Origin of the sequence: Pseudomonas sp. NPDC088429, assembly GCF_044753305.1 — a bacterium.
GTDB classification, from domain to species: Bacteria; Pseudomonadota; Gammaproteobacteria; order Pseudomonadales; family Pseudomonadaceae; genus Aquipseudomonas; species Aquipseudomonas rustica.
In genome coordinates this window covers 1-19,849 of sequence record NZ_JBIVMX010000021.1, presented here as the reverse complement: position 1 = coordinate 19,849, position 19,849 = coordinate 1, and the positions used below count along the sequence as shown (strand labels likewise).

13 protein-coding genes are annotated in these 19,849 nt (G+C 60.2%); 9 read left to right on the top strand and 4 right to left on the bottom strand.

What is annotated here, in order from left to right; genetic code table 11:
* Window positions 1-95: 95 nt before the first annotated feature.
* Window positions 96-2,477, bottom strand: a complete 2,382-nt coding sequence (locus ACIP66_RS13280) for a diguanylate cyclase (RefSeq protein WP_400648627.1) — start codon at window positions 2,475-2,477, stop codon at window positions 96-98.
* A gap of 145 nt (window positions 2,478-2,622) precedes the next feature.
* Window positions 2,623-4,893, bottom strand: a complete 2,271-nt coding sequence (gene rlmKL / locus ACIP66_RS13275; RefSeq protein WP_159815720.1) for a bifunctional 23S rRNA (guanine(2069)-N(7))-methyltransferase RlmK/23S rRNA (guanine(2445)-N(2))-methyltransferase RlmL — start codon at window positions 4,891-4,893, stop codon at window positions 2,623-2,625.
* A gap of 532 nt (window positions 4,894-5,425) precedes the next feature.
* On the opposite strand from rlmKL, the gene rmf reads away from it, so the two are divergent.
* Complete coding sequence (gene rmf / locus ACIP66_RS13270; RefSeq protein WP_003223300.1) at window positions 5,426-5,641, top strand: ribosome modulation factor; 216 nt, start codon at window positions 5,426-5,428, stop codon at window positions 5,639-5,641.
* A gap of 265 nt (window positions 5,642-5,906) precedes the next feature.
* On the opposite strand, the gene ACIP66_RS13265 is transcribed toward rmf, so the two are convergent.
* Window positions 5,907-6,929 (bottom strand): quinone-dependent dihydroorotate dehydrogenase, encoded by a 1,023-nt coding sequence (locus ACIP66_RS13265; RefSeq protein WP_400648624.1) that lies wholly within the window; start codon window positions 6,927-6,929, stop codon window positions 5,907-5,909.
* Window positions 6,930-7,151: 222 nt separating this feature from the next.
* Between ACIP66_RS13265 and ACIP66_RS13260 the strand changes: the two genes are divergently transcribed.
* From ACIP66_RS13260 to cobA, 8 genes are all read left to right on the top strand, one after another.
* Entirely contained in the window at window positions 7,152-8,363 is a 1,212-nt protein-coding gene (locus tag ACIP66_RS13260) for a CmpA/NrtA family ABC transporter substrate-binding protein (protein WP_400648622.1), read from the top strand.
* Window positions 8,364-8,377: 14 nt separating this feature from the next.
* Entirely contained in the window at window positions 8,378-8,953 is a 576-nt protein-coding gene (locus ACIP66_RS13255) for an ANTAR domain-containing response regulator (RefSeq protein ID WP_007916390.1), read from the top strand.
* Between the two features lie 431 nt (window positions 8,954-9,384).
* The gene (locus ACIP66_RS13250; RefSeq protein ID WP_053118728.1) at window positions 9,385-10,596 is read left to right on the top strand and encodes a NarK/NasA family nitrate transporter; all 1,212 of its coding nucleotides are present in this window, start codon (window positions 9,385-9,387) and stop codon (window positions 10,594-10,596) included.
* 7 nt (window positions 10,597-10,603) lie between these two features.
* Entirely contained in the window at window positions 10,604-12,274 is a 1,671-nt protein-coding gene (locus ACIP66_RS13245; protein ID WP_400648620.1) for a protein kinase, read from the top strand.
* A gap of 418 nt (window positions 12,275-12,692) precedes the next feature.
* The gene (nirB, locus tag ACIP66_RS13240) at window positions 12,693-15,146 is read left to right on the top strand and encodes a nitrite reductase large subunit NirB (RefSeq protein ID WP_400648619.1); all 2,454 of its coding nucleotides are present in this window, start codon (window positions 12,693-12,695) and stop codon (window positions 15,144-15,146) included.
* Entirely contained in the window at window positions 15,143-15,460 is a 318-nt protein-coding gene (nirD, locus tag ACIP66_RS13235; RefSeq protein WP_053118721.1) for a nitrite reductase small subunit NirD, read from the top strand. Before nirB ends, nirD begins: the two co-directional genes overlap by 4 nt.
* Window positions 15,460-18,174: a molybdopterin-dependent oxidoreductase gene (locus ACIP66_RS13230; RefSeq protein ID WP_400648617.1), complete on the top strand. Its 2,715-nt coding sequence runs from the start codon at window positions 15,460-15,462 to the stop codon at window positions 18,172-18,174. The genes nirD and ACIP66_RS13230 overlap by 1 nt, the downstream gene beginning before the upstream one ends.
* Window positions 18,175-18,188: 14 nt before the next feature.
* Window positions 18,189-18,944 (top strand): uroporphyrinogen-III C-methyltransferase, encoded by a 756-nt coding sequence (gene cobA, locus ACIP66_RS13225; RefSeq protein WP_400648615.1) that lies wholly within the window; start codon window positions 18,189-18,191, stop codon window positions 18,942-18,944.
* A gap of 96 nt (window positions 18,945-19,040) precedes the next feature.
* On the opposite strand, the gene ACIP66_RS13220 is transcribed toward cobA, so the two are convergent.
* Window positions 19,041-19,849 (bottom strand): OmpA family protein (locus ACIP66_RS13220; protein ID WP_400648613.1); only part of this gene is annotated, 809 nt, incomplete at its 5' end.

Sequence of the window (19,849 nt, the reverse complement as noted above, 5' to 3'; positions counted from 1 at the left end):
AAGGCTTGCCCGCGAAGGCGTCGTATCAGTCAATGAAGTGGGTGACTGAACCGACGCTTTCGCGGGCGAGCCTTGCTCCTACAAGGGTTTAGCCGTTAGCTCATCTGTTCGACGCGATCGCGGCCGCCCTGTTTTGCCGCGTACACGCCGGAATCCGCGCGTAGCAGCAGCGCATCCGCGCCCTCTCCCGTGCGCCAACTGGCGATGCCGAAACTCGCCGTGACCACGCCGACCACATCCACCGGCGCGCCCCGCAAGCCCTGCCACAGCTCAACCGCCAGCATGTGCGCGTGCTCGCCGTCGATGTCTGGGCACAGCACCATGAATTCCTCGCCGCCCAAACGGCAGAACACATCAGTACGCCGCAACCGGTGGCCAATGCGCTCGCACACCGCTTGCAACACCCGATCGCCCACGGCATGCCCGTACTGGTCGTTGATGCGTTTGAAGTGGTCGATGTCGAGCATGATCACCGACAACTCGCCGCCGCCACGCTCGACCCGGGCCATTTCAGTGGTCAGGCGTTCCTGGAAATAACGACGGTTATGAATGCCGGTCAGCGAGTCCGTCACCGACAGCGCACGCAGTTCTTCCTCGACGCGTTTGAGGTCGGAAATGTCGGAAATATAGCCATGCCACAACACTCCACCGCCCGGCAGCTCTTCCGGCGTCGCCTCGCCGCGCACCCAGCGTAAACCTCGCTCAGGCAGTTGCACGCGGTATTCCTCGCGCCACGGGCTGAGGTTGTCCGCCGACTCACGGATCGAAGCGCGCACCCGCGTGGTGTCCTGCGGATGAATGCGGGTGAAGATCGCCTCGGCATTCAGTAGCAACACATCCGGCTCCAGCTCGTAGATCTCACGAATGCCGTCGCTGGCGTAGATCACGCTAAAGCGCCCGTCGAATTCCATCTTGAACTGGTAAATGCCGCCGGGGACGTGGGCGCTGAGTTTCTTCAGCAACACATCCCGCGCCGCCAGCGCCTCGTGCACACGCTTGCGCTCGGTGATGTCGATGCAGATCGCCAGATGCCCGACCCAAAGCCCCTGCTCGTCGAGCACCGGGGTGGCGAGCATGTTCACTGGCAGATGACTGCCATCGCTGCGCACCAACGTCCACTCGCGCGCTTCATGACCACCGACTTCGCCGCCCTCAACCAGCATCGCGTGGCAAGTCGGAATGCTTTTGCCGTAACGCGCGCTCAACTCCGCCGAACGTGTGGCGAGTTCTCGCGGCAGATGCAGGTTTTCCAGAGTCATGTGGCCGATAACGTCAACGCTGCTGTAACCGAGCATTTGCTCGGCGCCGGGATTAAACGTGCTGATCACGCCGCGCAGGTCGGTGGCGATGATTGCCACTTGAGTCGCCGCGTTGAGCACCCCGCGCAACTGACCATGGGTGCCGCGCAATTCCTGTTCGCTGGCGTGCAGCTCCTCGGTGCGTTGCTCGACCATGCGCACCGCGCGCTGACGCTGACTAACCAGCACATACAGCAGCGCACTGAGCAAAACGCTGAGCAGTCCACCGAGAATCACGATGCTGCCAACCGACGAATGGTTGGCCTGCATAAACGCTTCGCTCGGCAGGATATCGACCTGATAGTCGTGATCGGCCATTCGCAACAGGCGAGTCGCAGACAAGTCACTCGGCGCCGGCTCATTGGTCGATTCGAACAACACTTCGTGCTGATCATTGGTCGACAGATCAAGAATGCGCACCGACAGATAGTCATGAAACGCGTCCGGCAAACCGTCGGCGAGCAGCTGGCGCATGCTGATCACCGCCGCGACATAACCGAACGACTGCTGCTCACCCTCATGGATCACGGGAGCCACCAAAAGCACCCCGCGCGCGTAGGAAGGTTCGGTGCTGACCAGGTGCAACGGTTGCGACACCGCCAGATTGTTCAACTGATCGGCACGCATCAGCGTGTCACGGCGCATCGGTTGCGCGAGCAAGTCGTAACCCAGCGGCGAGCCGAGCTTGCTCTGGGTCTGGCTGTACAGCACCGGCACGTACTGATCGCGAGGCGCGGCCAGTTGCAACTCGCCATGGGCATTCAGTTCGCGAATGGTGAAATCGCCCAGGCCGTCATCCCGCACGCGCTGCTCAAACGCCGCGCGCTCGGCGCCACTGACCTTGAGGGCGAACGAATAGGCTTGAGTACGCAGTAACAGAGGTTGGGTGTAACCGTCGAATTCGGCGCGGGACACCGATTCAGAATTGGAGAAGAAACGGCGCAGACCGTCGAGGCGTTGCTCTTGATCTTCAAAGCGTTCTTCGATGCGGCTGTAACGTTCATTGGTCAGCAGTTGGAAACGCTGACGCAATTGCTGATGAAATTCGTTGAGGGTGGCCCAGGCGAGCAGCCCCGTGAGAATCCCGCCGGCGAGCAATACCAGCAGCGCGACCAGCCAGGCCGAGACTTCTTCGCTGATAAAACCCAGTATCTTCGGGCGCACGGGGTGCAACGACATAAGGACAACTCACTACGCCAATGTTCCGGGAAAAACCCCTTGGCCATGGGTTGAGTTATAGCTATTAGCCATTAATTTGGCTAGCGCTGACTGGATCCAAGAGCCTTTAAAAATCAAGGCTCTGTGGATCCAGTCTGGCGAAGCGTCAACGAGCCGTTATTTTCCAGGCGCGGTGGATCTTGGTGTTGCGGGCGAAATCCGGATCAATGGTCTGTGCGCTGATTTCCTCAACCGCGTAACGCTCGGTCAGGTTCTCTTCCAACTGGAACTTGCGGAAGTTGTTGGAGAAGTACAACACGCCGCCCGGCGCCAGACGCGCCATGGCCAGGTCAATCAACTGCACCTGATCACGCTGCACGTCGAAGATGCCTTCCATGCGCTTGGAGTTGGAGAAGGTCGGCGGATCGATGAAGATCAGGTCGTACTCTTCACGGCAGCTTTCCAGCCAGACCATCACATCGCCCTGCTCCAGACGGTTCTTGTCCGAGAAGCCGTTCAGCGACAGGTTGCGGCGCGCCCAGTCGAGGTAGGTTTTCGACAGGTCGACGCTGGTGGTGCTGCGCGCGCCGCCCTTGGCTGCGTGCACGCTGGCGGTCGCGGTGTAGCAATACAGATTGAGGAAACGCTTGCCCTCGGCCTCTTTCTGAATGCGCATGCGGATTGGGCGGTGATCAAGGAACAGGCCGGTGTCGAGGTAGTCGGTGAGGTTGACCAGCAACTTCACGCCGCCCTCGGTCACTTCATTGAACTTGCCCTGCGCGCTCTGACGCTCGTATTGCTTGGTGCCGCTCTGGCGCTCACGGCGTTTGACCACCACACGGCTCTTGTCGACGTTCAGAGCCTGCGGAATCGCGGCCAGTGCGTCGAACATGCGCGCCGAGGCTTTTTCCGGATCGATCGACTTCGGCGCGGCGTATTCCTGCACGTGCACCCAGTCGTGATACAGATCGATCGCCATCGCGTACTCAGGCATGTCGGCATCGTAGACGCGGTAGCAATCGATGCCTTCGCGCTTGACCCACTTGCTCATCGCCTTGAGATTTTTTTGCAGACGGTTGGCAAACATCTGCCCGCCTTCGCTCAAGCGCGGCTGCTCGATCACCGGTGCCGGGGCTGGCGTCGGTTTGATCGGGTTGCCGTTCTTGTTGAACTTGCGCTCTTGCGGCTCATCCGGGGTTTGATCGTAAGCCGCTTGCTCACGCTCGGCCTGACGCTGTTCCGGCGTACGACGCTCGCCAGTGACGAACTGATCCGGAGTGACCTTGATCAGCAACAGCTTGCACGGCAACGCGCCGTTCCAGAACGAATACTGTTTGTGGCTGCGGATGCCCATGCGCTTGCCGAGATCCGGCGCGCCGGTGAACACCGCCGCTTCCCAGTTCAGGCAAGCCTGACGCAGACGCTCGCCGAGGTTCTGGTAGAGGTATAACAGGCTGGCTTCGTCACCGAGACGCTCGCCGTACGGCGGGTTGCAGATGACCAGACCTTTCTGGTTCTGATCCGGACGCGGCTCGAAAGTGGCGACTTCGCCCTGATAGATCTTGATCCACTCGCTCAGACCGGCGCGCTCAACGTTGTTGCGGCCCGGTTGAATCAAGCGTGGATCGGCTTCGTAACCGCGAATCCACAGCGGTGGCTTGGCCAGACCGGCAGCGGCGCGTTCAGCAGCTTCTTCATGCAGTTTTTTCCACAGCGCTGGCACGTGACCGAGCCAGGCAGTGAAACCCCACTGCTCACGACGCAGGTTCGGCGCCATATCGGCGGCGATCATTCCGGCTTCGACGAGGAACGTACCGACACCGCACATCGGGTCAGCCAGCGCGCCGCCTTCGGCCGCAATGCGTGGCCAGCCGGAACGGATCAGGATCGCTGCCGCGAGGTTTTCCTTCAGCGGCGCCGCGCCCTGCTGCAAGCGATAGCCGCGCTGGTGCAGGCTGTGGCCGGAGAGGTCGAGGGAGAGAATCGCTTCGCCGCGATCAAGGCGCAGGTGAATGCGCAGATCCGGATTGAGCTTGTCGATCGACGGACGGTCGCCCTGCGGCGTGCGCAGTTTGTCGACGATGGCATCTTTGACCTTCAGCGCGCCGAAGTGGGTGTTGTCGATGCCCGAGCCGTGGCCGCTGAATTCAACGGCCAGAGTGCCGTCGCTAAGCATGTGATCCTGCCACTCGACGTCGAGTACGCCGTGGTACAGGTCTTCGGCGTCCTTCATCGGGAAGCGTTTGAGCACCAGCAACACGCGGTTGGCCAGACGCGACCAGAGGCACAGGCGATAAGCGGTTTCCATGGTCGCCATGCCACGCACGGCGGAGGTGTGCTCGCGCGCTTCTTCAAGGCCAAGCCCGACGGCTTCCTCGATGAGCAGGCCTTCAAGGCCTTTAGGGCAAGTGAGGAAGAGTTCGAAACTGTCGGACATGGTATTTCCAAAGCCTTTGGCTAGTGAATCGGCAACGCATTGCCGATCCGGTTTTCAATCAGGCGCTTTTCTAAAAGAACGCCCGCGTGGCACGAAGGTGTGCCGTTCCATCCCCGCTGCTCGGGTTAAAAGAGCTTAGATGCAAGGACAGATAAAAAAGTTGGAGTAACAAAAAGTCTTAAAGCGACCCTTCGTCGAATAGTACCCCAGCGCAAACGTGGGTCATTCTCACTAAAGAATTAAGCCCATCATCCAGCGCGGGGCCGATCATACCGGGGTTTGCTCAATAAACGTTCAATAAATACGCGGTTACTTATCGCTATAGCACCCTTTTCGTTACGTCCTTATGACAAAACGGTCATTCCATCGGTGTGACTCATTGGTTAGAACTGACCACAGGTTGACGTCGCAACGGCGTCAACACCTTGGCTCGCCACGTCGGCAGCGAGCCGCACCACGGCAGAGTTTTTTCTGCCAGACCTCGATTGAGGTCGACGCGACACAAACAGTCAACAAGTGAGGGCAACACCCTATGAGAAGACTTAAGCGTGATCCGTTGGAAAGAGCATTTTTGCGCGGATATCAATATGGCGTTGGTGGCAAATCCCGGGAGCTTTGCCCATTTACTCTACCGTCGGTACGTCAAGCCTGGATTAACGGCTGGCGAGAAGGACGCGGCGACAACTGGGACGGTATGACCGGCACTGCGGGAATCCATAGACTCAACGAACTTCACGCCGTCGGCTGACACAGGGCACTTACTCCGACACGACAATCTGAATTTGTAACGACTTACCATGCACGTCCTTCCCGGACGGCGGGCTACGGCCCAGGGGCTCCTTCGAGGAGCCCTTTTTTATGCCTGCAGAATCGACGGCCCCCACCTTTCGATCGGCGGGCAACTACCCCTGTAGGAGCTGCCGAAGGCTGCGATCTTTTGATCTTGTTTTTTAGAATCAAGATCAAAAGATCGCAGCCTTCGGCAGCTCCTACATTGACCGTATCGGGTCGGGTTATTTGCGCAGGGCGGCGATTGCGTCTACGGATTCACGGATCAGCGCCGGGCCCTTATAGATGAAGCCCGAGTAAATCTGCACCAGACTCGCACCCGCGAGAATCTTCTCCGCCGCATGCTTGCCTTCAGTAATCCCGCCAGCAGCAATAATCGGCAACCGCCCAGCCAACTCGCCCGCCAGCACTTTCACCGTATTGGTGCTCTTCTCACGCACCGGAGCGCCAGACAAACCGCCCGCCTCGTCGCCATGCTCCATGCCTTCAACGCCGACACGGCTCAGGGTGGTGTTGGTCGCGATCACCGCGTCCATCCCGGTGTCGATCAGCGCCTGCGCCACCTGCGCGGTTTCTTCGTCGGTCATGTCCGGCGCGATCTTGATCGCCAGCGGCACATGCTTGCCATGACGCAACGCCAGTTCGGCACGGCGCGTGGCCAGATCGGCGAGCAACTGCTTGAGCGAATCACCGAACTGCAAACTGCGCAGGCCCGGGGTATTCGGCGAGCTGACGTTGACGGTCACGTAGCTGGCGTGGGCGTAAACCTTGTCCAGGCAGATCAGGTAATCATCGACTGCACGCTCAACCGGCGTGTCGAAATTCTTGCCGATGTTGATGCCCAGCACGCCCTTGTATTTCGCCGCCGCCACGCGCGCCAACAGATTATCGACACCGAGGTTGTTGAACCCCATGCGATTGATGATCGCCTCGGCTTCCGGCAGACGGAAAATCCGTGGTTTCGGGTTGCCCGGCTGTGGACGCGGGGTCACGGTACCGATTTCGACAAAACCGAAACCCAGTTGCGCGAAGCCATCGATGGCTGCGCCGTTCTTGTCCAGACCGGCCGCCAAACCCACCGGGTTGGGGAATTCCAGGCCCATGACGGTCACCGGGACTTTTGCCGGCGCCTTGCACAGCAAGCCGTTGAGGACCAAACGTCCGCCCGCGCCGATCAGATCCAGCGACAGATCGTGGGAGGTTTCCGGGGAAAGTTTGAACAACATCTGACGGGCCAGGGTGTACATGGGCGGCTTTGACTCGGGCGGCGAAAAGAGGCGGCGATTATAGCCGGGCATCGCCCCACCGCGCGAGGCGCACGCGCAAATCGCGGCGAGTGGCATATGCCTTGCACCGGCATCGTTATCAGCTTGCAGGCCAATGGCGGCGTGCGGGCAAGGACAATGGCGTCGTCCCGGGTTTTGCCTGCGCAAAGTCCGCGGCGGCGTTTTTTTTCGAGGTAGCGTTGGATGAATGAACCTTCGGTAGGGCCGCTGGCCTGGGTCAACGGCAGCGATGCTCCGGAAAAGAGTGCAATCAACCTCGGCTTCATGGCCCTGAGCGATTGCGCCTCGGTGGTGGTCGCGGCCACGCAAGGCTTTGCTCAGCCTTACGGATTGACCCTGAACCTCAAGCGCCAGACCTCCTGGGCAGGATTGCGCGACAAACTGGTCAGCGGCGAACTCGACGCCGCGCACAGTTTGTACGGGCTGATTTACGCGGTGCACCTGGGCATCGGCGGTGTCGCGCCGACCGACATGGCGGTGCTGATGAGCCTCAATCAAAACGGCCAGAGCCTGAATCTTTCGCACGGTTTGCAGAACCTCGGCGTGACCAGTCCTGACGCGCTGGATCGCCACGTGCACCAAAGCCGCGCAAAACTCACCTTCGCCCAGACCTTCCCCACCGGCACCCACGCGATGTGGCTTTATTACTGGCTGGCGAGTCAGGGCATTCATCCGCTGCAGGATGTCGACAGCGTGGTGGTGCCGCCGCCGCAAATGGTCGCGCACTTGCAAGCCGGGCGCATCGACGGTTTTTGCGTAGGCGAACCGTGGGCCGCCAGCGCGGTGCAGCAGGATCTCGGCTTCACCCTCGCCACCAGCCAGACCATCTGGCCCGATCACCCGGAAAAAGTCCTCGGCTGCACCCGCGAATTCGTCGAGCAATACCCGAACACCGCACGCGCGTTGGTGATGGCGATACTTGAAGCCAGCCGTTTCATTGAAGAAAGCCCGGAAAACCGCCGCAGCACCGCGCAGTTGCTCAGCGCGCCGGAATATCTCGACGCGCCAGTGGCGTGCATCGAACCGCGTTTTCTCGGTGATTACGCCGATGGCCTCGGCAACCGCTGGCAGGATCCTCATGCGCTGCGTTTCCACGGCCATGGCGAGGTGAATTTGCCGTACTTGTCCGACGGTATGTGGTTCATGACCCAGTTCCGCCGCTGGGGTTTGCTGCGCGAGGATCCGGATTACCTCGCCGTCGCCCGTCAGGTTCAGCAACTCGATCTGTATCGCGACGCTGCCACCGCAGTCGGCGTCGCCGCGTGGGGCACCGACATGCGCAGCAGCCAGTTGCTCGACGGCAAAATCTGGGACGGCAGCGACCCGGCCGCTTATGCGCGCAGCTTCAAACTGCACGCCATGAGCGACGACTCAGCCCTTCTCGCCCGCCGCTGACAGGAGACGCGAACATGTTGCGCATTCTGCTGATCAACGACACCGCGAAAAAAGTCGGACGTCTGAAAGCGGCGCTGACCGAAGCCGGTTTTGAAGTCATCGACGAATCCGGCCTGACCATCGACCTGCCCGCGCGCGTCGAAACGGTGCGCCCGGACGTGATCCTGATCGATACCGAGTCACCGAGCCGCGATGTCATGGAACAAGTGGTGCTGGTCAGCCGCGACCAGCCTCGGCCGATCGTGATGTTTACCGACGAACATGACCCGGGGGTGATGCGTCAGGCGATCAAATCCGGGGTCAGTGCCTACATCGTCGAAGGCATTCACGCCCAGCGGTTGCAGCCGATTCTCGATGTGGCGATGGCGCGTTTCGAGAGTGATCAGGCGTTGCGCGCGCAGTTGCAGGCGCGTGATCAACAGCTGGCGGAGCGCAAGCGGATTGAACTGGCCAAGGGCTTGTTGATGAAGATGAAGGACTGCAATGAGGAAGAGGCGTACACGCTGATGCGGCGCCAGGCGATGAGCCGGCAGCAGAAGCTGATTCAAGTGGCGGAGCAGATTATTGCCATGAGTGAGTTGTTGGGTTGAGGTGTTTTCACCGCTGAAAAGCCCCTCACCCTAGCCCTCTCCCGGAGGGAGAGGGGACTGATCTAGGTGTCTGGCGTCAAACATCGACCTGAAAGACCGAGTCGATTATGGATTCACAACAGAAATCACAGGTCGACGTACTTCGCGAGCATCCCCCGGTCAGTCCCCTCTCCCTCCGGGAGAGGGCTAGGGTGAGGGGCTTTTGATTTCCCGCTGTTGGCACAAATCTCGCTAAGCATTCCCTCAGGTAACCAACGGCGGTTGCCCCACCCACGACAAAGACGTCGCTCACCCGTTCGCCCCACCCGGCGCAGCAGGTAGCGGCGTTTTTGCGTTTTGGCCCCACAGACCGGGGCCGGTGGTGCGGCCGTGCGGCGCCCCACCTGCTGTTGCATGACTCCTTCCGAGACTCTTTTCAGCTGAGGTGCGCGATGAATTCAAGCTTCTGGAAATCCGGCCACACCCCGACATTGTTCGCGGCCTTCCTCTATTTCGACCTGAGCTTCATGGTCTGGTACTTGCTCGGCCCTTTGGCGGTGCAGATCGCCGCCGACCTGCACCTGACCACACAACAACGCGGCCTCGTCGTCGCCACGCCGATCCTTGCTGGTGCCGTTCTGCGCTTCATCATGGGCATGCTCGCCGATCGACTGTCGCCGAAAACCGCCGGGCTGATTGGCCAGGTCATCGTCATCTGCGCACTGTTCGGGGCTTGGAAAATCGGCATCCACAGTTACGAACAAGCGCTGATCCTCGGCCTGTTCCTCGGCATGGCCGGCGCTTCGTTTGCCGTCGCCCTGCCGCTGGCCTCGCAATGGTACCCGCCGCAACATCAGGGCAAAGCCATGGGCATCGCTGGCGCGGGCAACTCCGGCACCGTGTTCGCCGCGCTGCTCGCCCCGGTGCTCGCCGCCGCTTACGGCTGGAGCAATGTTTTCGGCTTCGCCTTGATTCCGCTGATCCTGACGCTGGTGCTGTTCGCCTGGCTGGCGAAAAACGCGCCGGAACGGCCAAAAGCCAAAGCCATGACCGACTACTTCAAAGCCCTCGGCGACCGCGACAGTTGGTGGTTCATGTTCTTCTACAGCGTCACCTTCGGCGGCTTTATCGGCTTGGCCAGCGCCCTGCCCGGCTATTTCAACGATCAATACGGTTTGAGCCCGGTGACCGCCGGTTACTACACCGCCGCTTGCGTGTTCGGCGGCAGTTTGATGCGCCCATTGGGTGGCGCACTGGCTGACCGTTTCGGCGGCATCCGCACTCTGTTGGCGATGTACACCGTTGCCGCCATCTGCATCGCAGCCGTCGGGTTCAACCTGCCAAGTTCCTACGCGGCGCTGGCCCTTTTCGTCTGCACCATGCTCGGTTTGGGGGCAGGCAACGGTGCGGTTTTCCAACTGGTGCCGCAGCGTTTTCGTCTGGAAATCGGCGTAATGACCGGGCTGATCGGCATGGCCGGCGGCATTGGTGGTTTCGCCTTAGCGGCGGGCATGGGTGCGATCAAGCAGAGCACCGGCAGTTATCAACTGGCGCTGTGGTTGTTCGCCAGCCTTGGTGTGCTGGCGTGGTTTGGCCTGCACGGCGTCAAGCGTCGCTGGAGAACCACATGGGGTTCGGCAGCGGTGACGGCGGCGCGGGTTTGAAGCGTCGATGGCCTTGCAACTGAGTTTCGCCGAAGCCAGCGCCACCGGGCCGCGCACGGAGAATCAGGACGCTGTGCGCCTGGTCACCCCGGCCCCGGCGCTGGCGGCGAGCAAGGGTTATCTGTTCGCCATCGCCGACGGCGTCAGCCAATGCGCCGATGGCGGCCTCGCCGCGCGCTCGACCTTGCAGGCCTTGGCGCTCGACTATTACGCCACCCCGGAAACCTGGAGCGTGGCGCAGGCCCTCGACCGCTTGCTGCTCGCACAAAACCGCTGGTTGCAGGCCAATGGCGGTGGGCAACCGTTACTCACCACTGTCAGTGCTTTGGTGATGCGCGGTCGGCGCTTTACCCTCGCCCATGTAGGAGATTGCCGGGTATACCGCTGGCACGCCGACGCGTTGCAGCGCATCAGCGAGGATCACGTCTGGGAGCAGCCGGGCATGCAGCATGTGCTCAAGCGTGCGCTCGGGCTGGATCAACATTTGGTGCTGGATTTTCTCGACGGTGAATTGCGTGATGGCGAAAGCTTTTTACTGCTCAGTGATGGCGTCTGGTCAACCCTGGGCGATACCGCGATTGCGGCGATCCTGCGTGATCAGCCGGATCTGCACAGCGCGGCGCAAACATTGGTCAACGCCGCGCATCTGGCCGGCAGTCAGGACAACGCCAGCGCTTTGCTGGTGCGGGTCGATGCGGTTGGCGAGGCGAGTTTTGGCGATGCGCTGATGCATTTGCAGCAATGGCCACTGCCGCCAGCGCTGAAACCTGGCCAGTTGTTTGAAGGCTGGCAGGTGCAAGGCATCGTCGCGCAGAGCCAGCAATCGTTGCTGTATCGCGTGCTGGATAGCCAAGGTCAGACGTGGCTGTTGAAAACCCTGCCCACACGTTCCGCTGATGATTCCTGTGCCGGGCAAGCGCTGTTGTCCGAGGAATGGTTTCTGAAACATGTGGCCGGACGGCATTTTCCTGAAGTCCATCCGTGCAATCAGCGTCAGCATTTGTACTACGTAATGCGGGAATATTCCGGCAAGACGCTGGCGCAGGTTTTTCAAAAAAACGGGGCGTTACCGTTGGCGCAGTGGCAAGACATTGCCGAACGCCTGCTGCGTGCAGTCGGGCTGCTGCATCGGCGGCAGATTCTGCATCGGGACATCAAACCGGAGAATCTGCATTGGGGGGATGACGGTGAGCTGCGGCTGCTGGATTTTGGCCTGGCGTATTGCCCGGGACTGTCCGAAGACGCACCGTCGACGTTGCCGGGGACGCCGAGTTATATCGCCCCGGAAGGCTTTCGCGGTGATCCGCCGAGTGCGCAGCAGGACTTGTATGCGGTGGGCGTGACCTTGTATTTCCTGCTTACGGGGCATTTTCCTTACGGCGAGATCGAAGCGTTTCAGCGGCCGCGATTTGGGCTGGCGGTGAGTGCCGGGCGTTATCGACCGGATCTGCCGGAATGGCTGGCGCAGAGTCTGCAGCGCGGCGTGGCGGCTGATCCGCAGCAACGCTTTGAAACAGCGGAAGAATGGTTGTTGGTGTTGGAACAGGGCGAGCGACGCAGTTTGAGCGTGCGGCCTCGGCCGTTGCTGGAGCGGGAGCCGTTGAAGGTCTGGCGGACGATGGCGTTGCTGGCATTGCTCGGTAATCTGGTGCTGCTGGTTTTGTTGTTTCACAGTTGAACCGCGTCGCGCCATTCGCGAGCAAGCTCGCTCCCACAGGGATCTGTGTCGTTCACAAATCCCTGTGGGAGCGAGCTTGCTCGCGAAGGTGCCCGCCCAATCACCACAAATTCAACTGCCTGAACGCCCCACGAACGATCAACCCGCTTCGATACAGTGCATAAAAGCCGATATGAGCGCTGACGGAACCCAATGAATTCGCGCTTCCCGTAGTTGGCACAACCACTGCATTACCCCACCCAACACACACATAAAGCCCAACCTTCAACGACGAAGGCTGCGCTTCCCGAGAGAACGGGACCAGGACAAAGGCGTCCTCGCTAGGCAACTAGCGGGACGCCTTTTTTTGTTTGCGCAAAATTTCTCGAGCACGGCCTGTTGCCCACAAGAGGCCAGCCGCAGCTCCCCGGAGAACCTGATGAAAAAACTCAAACTGGTGATGATCGGCAATGGCATGGCCGGGGTTCGTACCCTCGAAGAGCTGCTCAAACTGAGCAACGAGCTGTACGACATCACCGTCTTCGGCGCCGAACCGCACACCAACTACAACCGCATCCTGCTCTCGCCGGTGCTGGCCGGTGAGCAGACCTTCGAGGAGATCGTCCTCAACGACCTCGACTGGTACCTGGAAAACCACATCAAGTTGTTGCTCAACCGCAAAGTGGTGGAGATCGACCGAGTCAAACGTCGAGTGATCGCCGACGACGGCACCGAGGCCGAATACGATCGCCTGCTGATCGCCACTGGCTCGACGCCGTTCATTTTGCCGATCCCGGGCAACACCCTGCACGGCGTGATCGGTTACCGCGACATCGCCGATACCCAGGCGATGATCAACACGGCAAAAACCCACAAGCACGCGGTCGTCATCGGTGGCGGTTTACTCGGTCTCGAAGCCGCCAACGGCTTGATGCTGCGCGGCATGCACGTCACCGTGGTGCACATCGGTGAGTGGCTGCTTGAACGGCAACTGGACAAAACCAGTGGCCATTTACTGCAAAGCGCCCTCGAATCACGTGGCCTGCATTTCCGTCTGTGCGAACAAACCCAAGCCCTGCACGACGCGGGCAACGGTCGGGTCGGCTCGGTGCAATTCAAGAACGGCGACATTATTCCCGCCGATCTGGTGGTGATGGCTGCGGGCATTCGTCCCAACACCGAACTCGCGGAAAAGGCCGGCATCCCGTGCAATCGCGGGATCCTGGTCAACGACACCCTGCAAACCTACGACCCGCGCATCTACGCGATCGGCGAGTGCGCCAGCCATCGCGGCATCGCTTACGGCCTGGTTGCGCCGCTGTTCGAACAGGCCAAGGTCTGCGCCAACCACCTCGCACAACTGGGGTTCGCCCGTTATCAGGGCTCGGTGACTTCGACCAAATTGAAAGTCACCGGCATCGACCTGTTTTCCGCCGGCGACTTCATGGGCGGCGAAGGCACGGAAACCATCACCCTCTCCGACCCGATCGGCGGTGTGTACAAAAAACTGGTGATCAAGGATGACGTGCTGGTCGGCGCGTGTCTGTACGGCGATACGGCAGATGGCGGTTGGTATTTCCGACAGATTCGTGAGAATCACGCCATCGGCGAGATCCGCGATCACCTGATGTTTGGCGAAAATGCGTTAGGCGATGTAGGACATCAGGGCCAGGACAAAGCCATGGTCATGGCTGACACCGCCGAAGTCTGCGGCTGCAACGGTGTGTGCAAAGGCACCATCGTCAAAGCGATTCAGGAACACGGCCTGTTCAGCGTCGATGAAGTGAAGAAACACACCAAAGCCGCCAGCTCCTGCGGCTCCTGCGCCGGACTGGTCGAGCAGATCCTGATCAACACCGTCGGCGGCGCGGCAGACGTCAAACCGAAAAGCGAAAAAGCCATCTGCGGTTGCAGCGACCTTAACCACGGACAGATTCGTCAAGCTATTCGCGAAGAACATCTGCTGACCATCGCCGGCACCATGAGCTACCTCAACTGGCGCACGCCGAACGGCTGCGCCACCTGCCGCCCTGCCCTCAACTATTACCTGATTTCCACTTGGCCCGGCGAAGCCAAGGACGACCCGCAATCGCGCCTGATCAACGAACGTGCGCACGCCAACATCCAGAAGGACGGCACCTATTCGGTGGTGCCACGGATGTGGGGCGGCGTGACCAATCCTTCGGAATTGCGGCGGATAGCCGACGTCGCCGACAAGTACAACGTGCCGATGGTCAAGGTCACCGGCGGGCAGCGCATCGATTTACTCGGCATCAAAAAGCAGGATTTGCCCGGCGTCTGGAAGGATCTCGACATGCCTTCCGGCCATGCCTACGGCAAATCCATTCGCACGGTGAAGACCTGCGTCGGCAGTGAGTTCTGCCGCTTCGGTACACAGAATTCGACGCAACTGGGCATTGAGCTTGAGCATGACCTGTTCAACATGTGGTCGCCGCACAAAGTGAAACTGGCTGTCTCCGGATGCCCACGCAACTGCTCGGAAGCGGGGATCAAGGACGTAGGAATTATCGGCGTGGATTCGGGCTGGGAGATGTACATCGGTGGCAACGGCGGGATCAAAACCGAGGTCGCCGAGTTCTTCGTCAAGCTGAAAACCGCCGAAGAAGTCCGCGAATACAACGGTGCCTTCCTGCAGCTGTATCGCGAAGAAGCCTTCTACCTCGAACGCACCGTGCACTACCTGCAACGGGTCGGCATGGAGCACATCAAGAAAGCCGTGCTGGAAGACCCGGAACGCCGCAAAGCCCTGAACGAGCGCCTGCAATTCTCCCTGTCGTTCGAACAGGATCCGTGGAAAGAACGTCTGGCCGAGCCGCAATTGAAGAAAGAATTCGACGTGATCTCGGTGAAAAATCTGGAGGTGCCAGCATGAACTGGCTCGATATCTGTGCCCTTGAAGAAATCAACGCCCTCGGTTCGCGGATCATTGCCGGGCCGAAAGGTGACATCGCGATTTTTCGCACAAGCGACGACGAAGTTTTCGCCCTCGACGACCGCTGCCCGCACAAGGGCGGACCACTCTCGCAAGGCCTGATCTACGGCAAACGCGTCGCCTGCCCGCTGCACAACTGGCAGATCGACCTTGAATCCGGCGAAGCTCAAGCGCCAGACATCGGCTGCGCGCACCATCACCCGGCGCGGGTCGAAAACGGTCGCGTGCAGTTGGCTCTGCGGGACGCCATCTGATGAGCCCCCAGACGACCGCCTCGACCTGCTGTTATTGCGGGGTCGGCTGCGGCGTGCTGATCGAGCATGACGGCGAGCGCATCCTCGGCGTCAGCGGCGATCCGGCGCATCCGGCCAACTTCGGCAAACTGTGCAGTAAAGGCTCGACGCTGCACCTGACCGGCGACCTCGCGGCCCGTGCCCTTTATCCAGAATTACGCCTGGGCAAAAGTCTGGCGCGCAGCCGCACCGATTGGGACACGGCGCTGGAACACGCCGCCAATGTCTTTGCCGAGACCATCGCCGAACACGGCCCGGACAGTGTGGCGTTCTACATCTCCGGGCAATTGCTCACCGAGGATTACTACGCCTTCAACAAACTGGCGCGGGCCTTGGTCGGCACCAACAACATCGACAGCAATTCGCGGCTGTGCATGTCTTCAGCAGTGGTGGGCTACAAGCGCAGCCTCGGCGCCGATGCGCCGCCGTGCAGCTATGAAGATCTGGAGCTTAGCGATTGCGTGATGATCGTCGGCAGTAATATGGCCTACGCCCATCCAGTACTTTTCCGTCGACTGGAAGAGGCGAAATCCCTGCGCCCACAGATGAAAGTCATCGTCATCGATCCACGGCGCACCGACACCTGCGACCTCGCGGATCTGCACCTGGCGATTCTGCCGGGCACCGATGTCGCTTTATTCCATGGGATTTTGCACCTGTTGTTGTGGGAAGACTGGATCGACCGCGACTTCATCAAGGCACACACCGATGGCCTGGCCGAACTGAAAAGTCTGGTGCGCGATTACACCCCGCAAATGGTTTCGCAACTGTGCGGGATCGGTGTCGAGCAATTGCAGCAATGCGCGGAATGGGTCGGTACGTCGCCGAGTTTTCTGTCGTTATGGTGCATGGGTTTGAACCAGTCCACCGCCGGCAGCGCGAAGAACAGCGCACTGATCAATCTGCATCTGGCCACCGGACAAATCGGCCGTCCGGGTGCAGGGCCTTTCTCTCTGACCGGTCAGCCGAATGCCATGGGCGGACGGGAAACCGGCAGCCTGTCCAATCTGTTGCCCGGCCATCGTGATGCCGCCAACCCTGAACACCGCACCGAAGTGGCAGCTTACTGGGGCGTGGATCAATTGCCCGACAGCACCGGCCTCAGCGCCATCGAACTGTTCGAGCAGGTAGGCAACGGCAAGATCAAAGCGTTGTGGATTGCCTGCACCAACCCTGCGCAATCCATGCCCGATCAAAGCTCGGTGCGTGCAGCGCTTGAGGCATGCCCATTTGTGGTGTTGCAAGAAGCTTTTCGCACCACCGAGACGGCGGCTTTCGCCGACCTGCTGTTGCCGGCCGCCAGTTGGGGAGAGAAGGAAGGTTCGGTTACCAACTCCGAACGGCGCATTTCCCACGTACGCAAAGCCATTCTCCCACCCGGTGAAGCACGACCGGACTGGGCGATTACGGTGGATTTCGCACAACGTCTGGAGAAACGTCTGCGCCCACAACCATCGAGCCTGTTTGCCTTCACACAGCCTGCGCAGTTGTTCGATGAGTTCAAAGGGCTGACCCGTGGCCGCGATCTGGATTTATCCGGAATCAGTCATGCCTTGATCGACCAGATCGGCCCGCAACAATGGCCCTTCCCCACAGGCGCGCAGCAAGGCACAGCGCGGCTGTACGTCGACGGTATTTTTCCTACGGCAAATGGTCGAGCGCAATTCATCGCCGACCCGTATCGCGCCGCCAAGGAACAACGTGATGCACGCTTCCCCTTGACGCTGATCACCGGGCGCCTGCGCGATCAGTGGCACGGCATGAGCCGTACCGGCACGGCAGCGCAGTTGTTCGGTCATGTCAGCGAAGCGGTGTTGAGTTTGCACCCCGACGAATTGCGTCGGCATCGCTTGCAACCGGGTGATCTGGTCAATCTGAAAAGCCGACGCGGAGCGGTGATCGTCGCGGTTGGCAGCGATGACAGTGTGCGTCCGGGCCAGGCCTTTCTGCCGATGCACTGGGGCGATCGTTTTCTCAAGGGCGGCGTCAACAGCCTGACCTTGCCGGCGTTCGATCCTTTGTCGAAACAACCGGAACTGAAACACAGCGGCGTGCGCCTGGAAGCGGTGGATCTGCCGTGGCAGCTGTTCGCACTCATCGAAGGCAATGTTCAACAGCATTTCGAGACGCTACGACCACTCTGTGAGGCGTTTTCCTACGTGAGTCTCAGCCTTGTCGGACGTGAACGATCGGCGTTGCTGATACGCGCTGCCAGCAGCGAGGCACCTGATCCACAGTTGCTGGGTGCAATCGACCGCTGCCTGTCGCTGATCGATGGCCCGGTGCTGGCCTATGACGACCCACGCCGCGCGATCGGCAAACGCGTGCGCATCGAGAACGGCCGGATCACCGCAATTCGTCTGGCCGGCGAAACCCTCGCCCAGCATTGGTTGCAAGGCCTGTGGCTGGAGGGCCGCGCCGACGAGCAACTGCGTCGCTGGCTGCTGGCGCCGATGAGTGCGCCACCGGGTAATGCCGGAGCACCAATGATGACGGCGAAAACGGTGTGTAACTGCAAAAACGTCAGCCTCGACGCAGTGTGCACCGGCATTCGCCAAGGTCTCGATCTGCAAGGTTTGAAAAATCAACTGGGGTGCGGCACGCAATGCGGTTCCTGCGTTCCGGAAATAAAACGCCTGCTGGCTGCCAATGTGCAGCCGGTCGCGGTCATCTGATGAGGAAAGATTCCATGAATGCAAAAGTCTGGCTGGTGGGCGCTGGCCCCGGCGATCCTGAATTGCTGACCCTCAAAGCCGTGCGCGCGTTACGCGAAGCCGATGTGGTGCTGATCGATGATCTGGTCAATGACGCGGTGCTGGAACACTGCCCGCACGCGAGAATTATCGCCGTGGGGAAACGCGGCGGCTGCCGTTCCACGCCGCAGGCCTTTATCCATCGCTTGATGCTGCGCTATGCCCGTCACGGCAAATGCGTGGTGCGACTCAAGGGCGGCGATCCGTGCATTTTCGGCCGTGGTGGCGAAGAAGCGCAGTGGCTGCGTGAGCGTGGTGTTGAGGTGGAATTGGTTAACGGCATCACCGCCGGGCTGGCGGGCGCAACGCAGTGCGACATCCCGCTGACACTGCGCGGTGTCGCGCGCGGCGTGACGCTGGTGACGGCGCACACGCAAGATGACAGCGAGTTGAACTGGCAGGCGCTGGCGCAGGGCGGCACGACGCTGGTGGTGTACATGGGCGTGGCCAAGCTCGACGAGATTCGTGATCAGCTATTGACCGGAGGAATGGCAGCGGATACGCCGGTGGCGATGATCGAAAACGCCTCTCTGCCTCATCAACGTGAATGCCGGAGTGTTCTGACAGCAATGAGCGAAGCGGCCTACAGATTTCAATTGAAGAGCCCTGCGATACTGGTCATCGGCGCAGTAGCTGGGTACGCGGAGGATCAAATGATCGCAGTACGCGAACCGCACGCGGTCTCAATGTAGGAGCTGCCGAAGGCTGCGATCTTGAAAACCTGAAACTCAAATCGCAGACAAAGAAAAGCCCGGCCTAAGCCGGGCTTTCCTCAGAGCGGCAGCTAATTACTTAGCTTGAGCTTCAACCTGCGCTTCTACGCGACGGTTTACAGCGCGGCCAGCTTCAGTTTTGTTGTCAGCAACTGGGCGGGATTCGCCGTAGCCAACAGACTGAACGCGGGACGATTCAACACCGTACTGGTTGGTCAGAACTTGCTTAACGGCGTTTGCACGACGCTCGGACAGTTTCTGGTTGTAAGCGTCAGGACCGACGGAGTCAGTGTGACCTTCAACAGTAGTGGTGGTGGATGGGTACTGCTTCATGAAGTCAGCCAGGTTCTTGATGTCGCCGTAGCTGTTGGTTTTAACAACAGATTTGTCGAAATCGAACTTAACGTCCAGCTCAACACGAACAACTTCAGCAACTGCTGGGCAGCCGTCAGCGTCAACAGTTACGTTGGCTGGGGTGTCCGGGCACTTGTCAACGTTGTCGCAAACGCCATCGTTGTCGCTGTCGGAGCAAACTTCAGCTGGTGCTGGAACTGGAGCAGCAGCAGGCTTGGAGCCGCCACCGAAGTTCACACCGATACCGACGCTTGGAGCCCACTCGGTGTCGCCTTTGTCGATGTTGTACTGAGCTTCAACGCCAGCACGGGCGTAGAAGTTGTCAGTGAAGTACAGCTTGGCGCCGCCACCAACGTTAGCGAAGGTCGAACGGTCACGGCTGTTCGAACCGTTCTGGTCGATGCTCTGGTCGGAGAAACCGGCCGAGACGTATGGACGCAGCATGTCGCCTGGGTTGTTGAAGTGGTACAGAGCGTCCAGAGCGGTGTTAGCGCCTTTAACGTTCTTGCCGTCGTCGGAACGCACGTTGT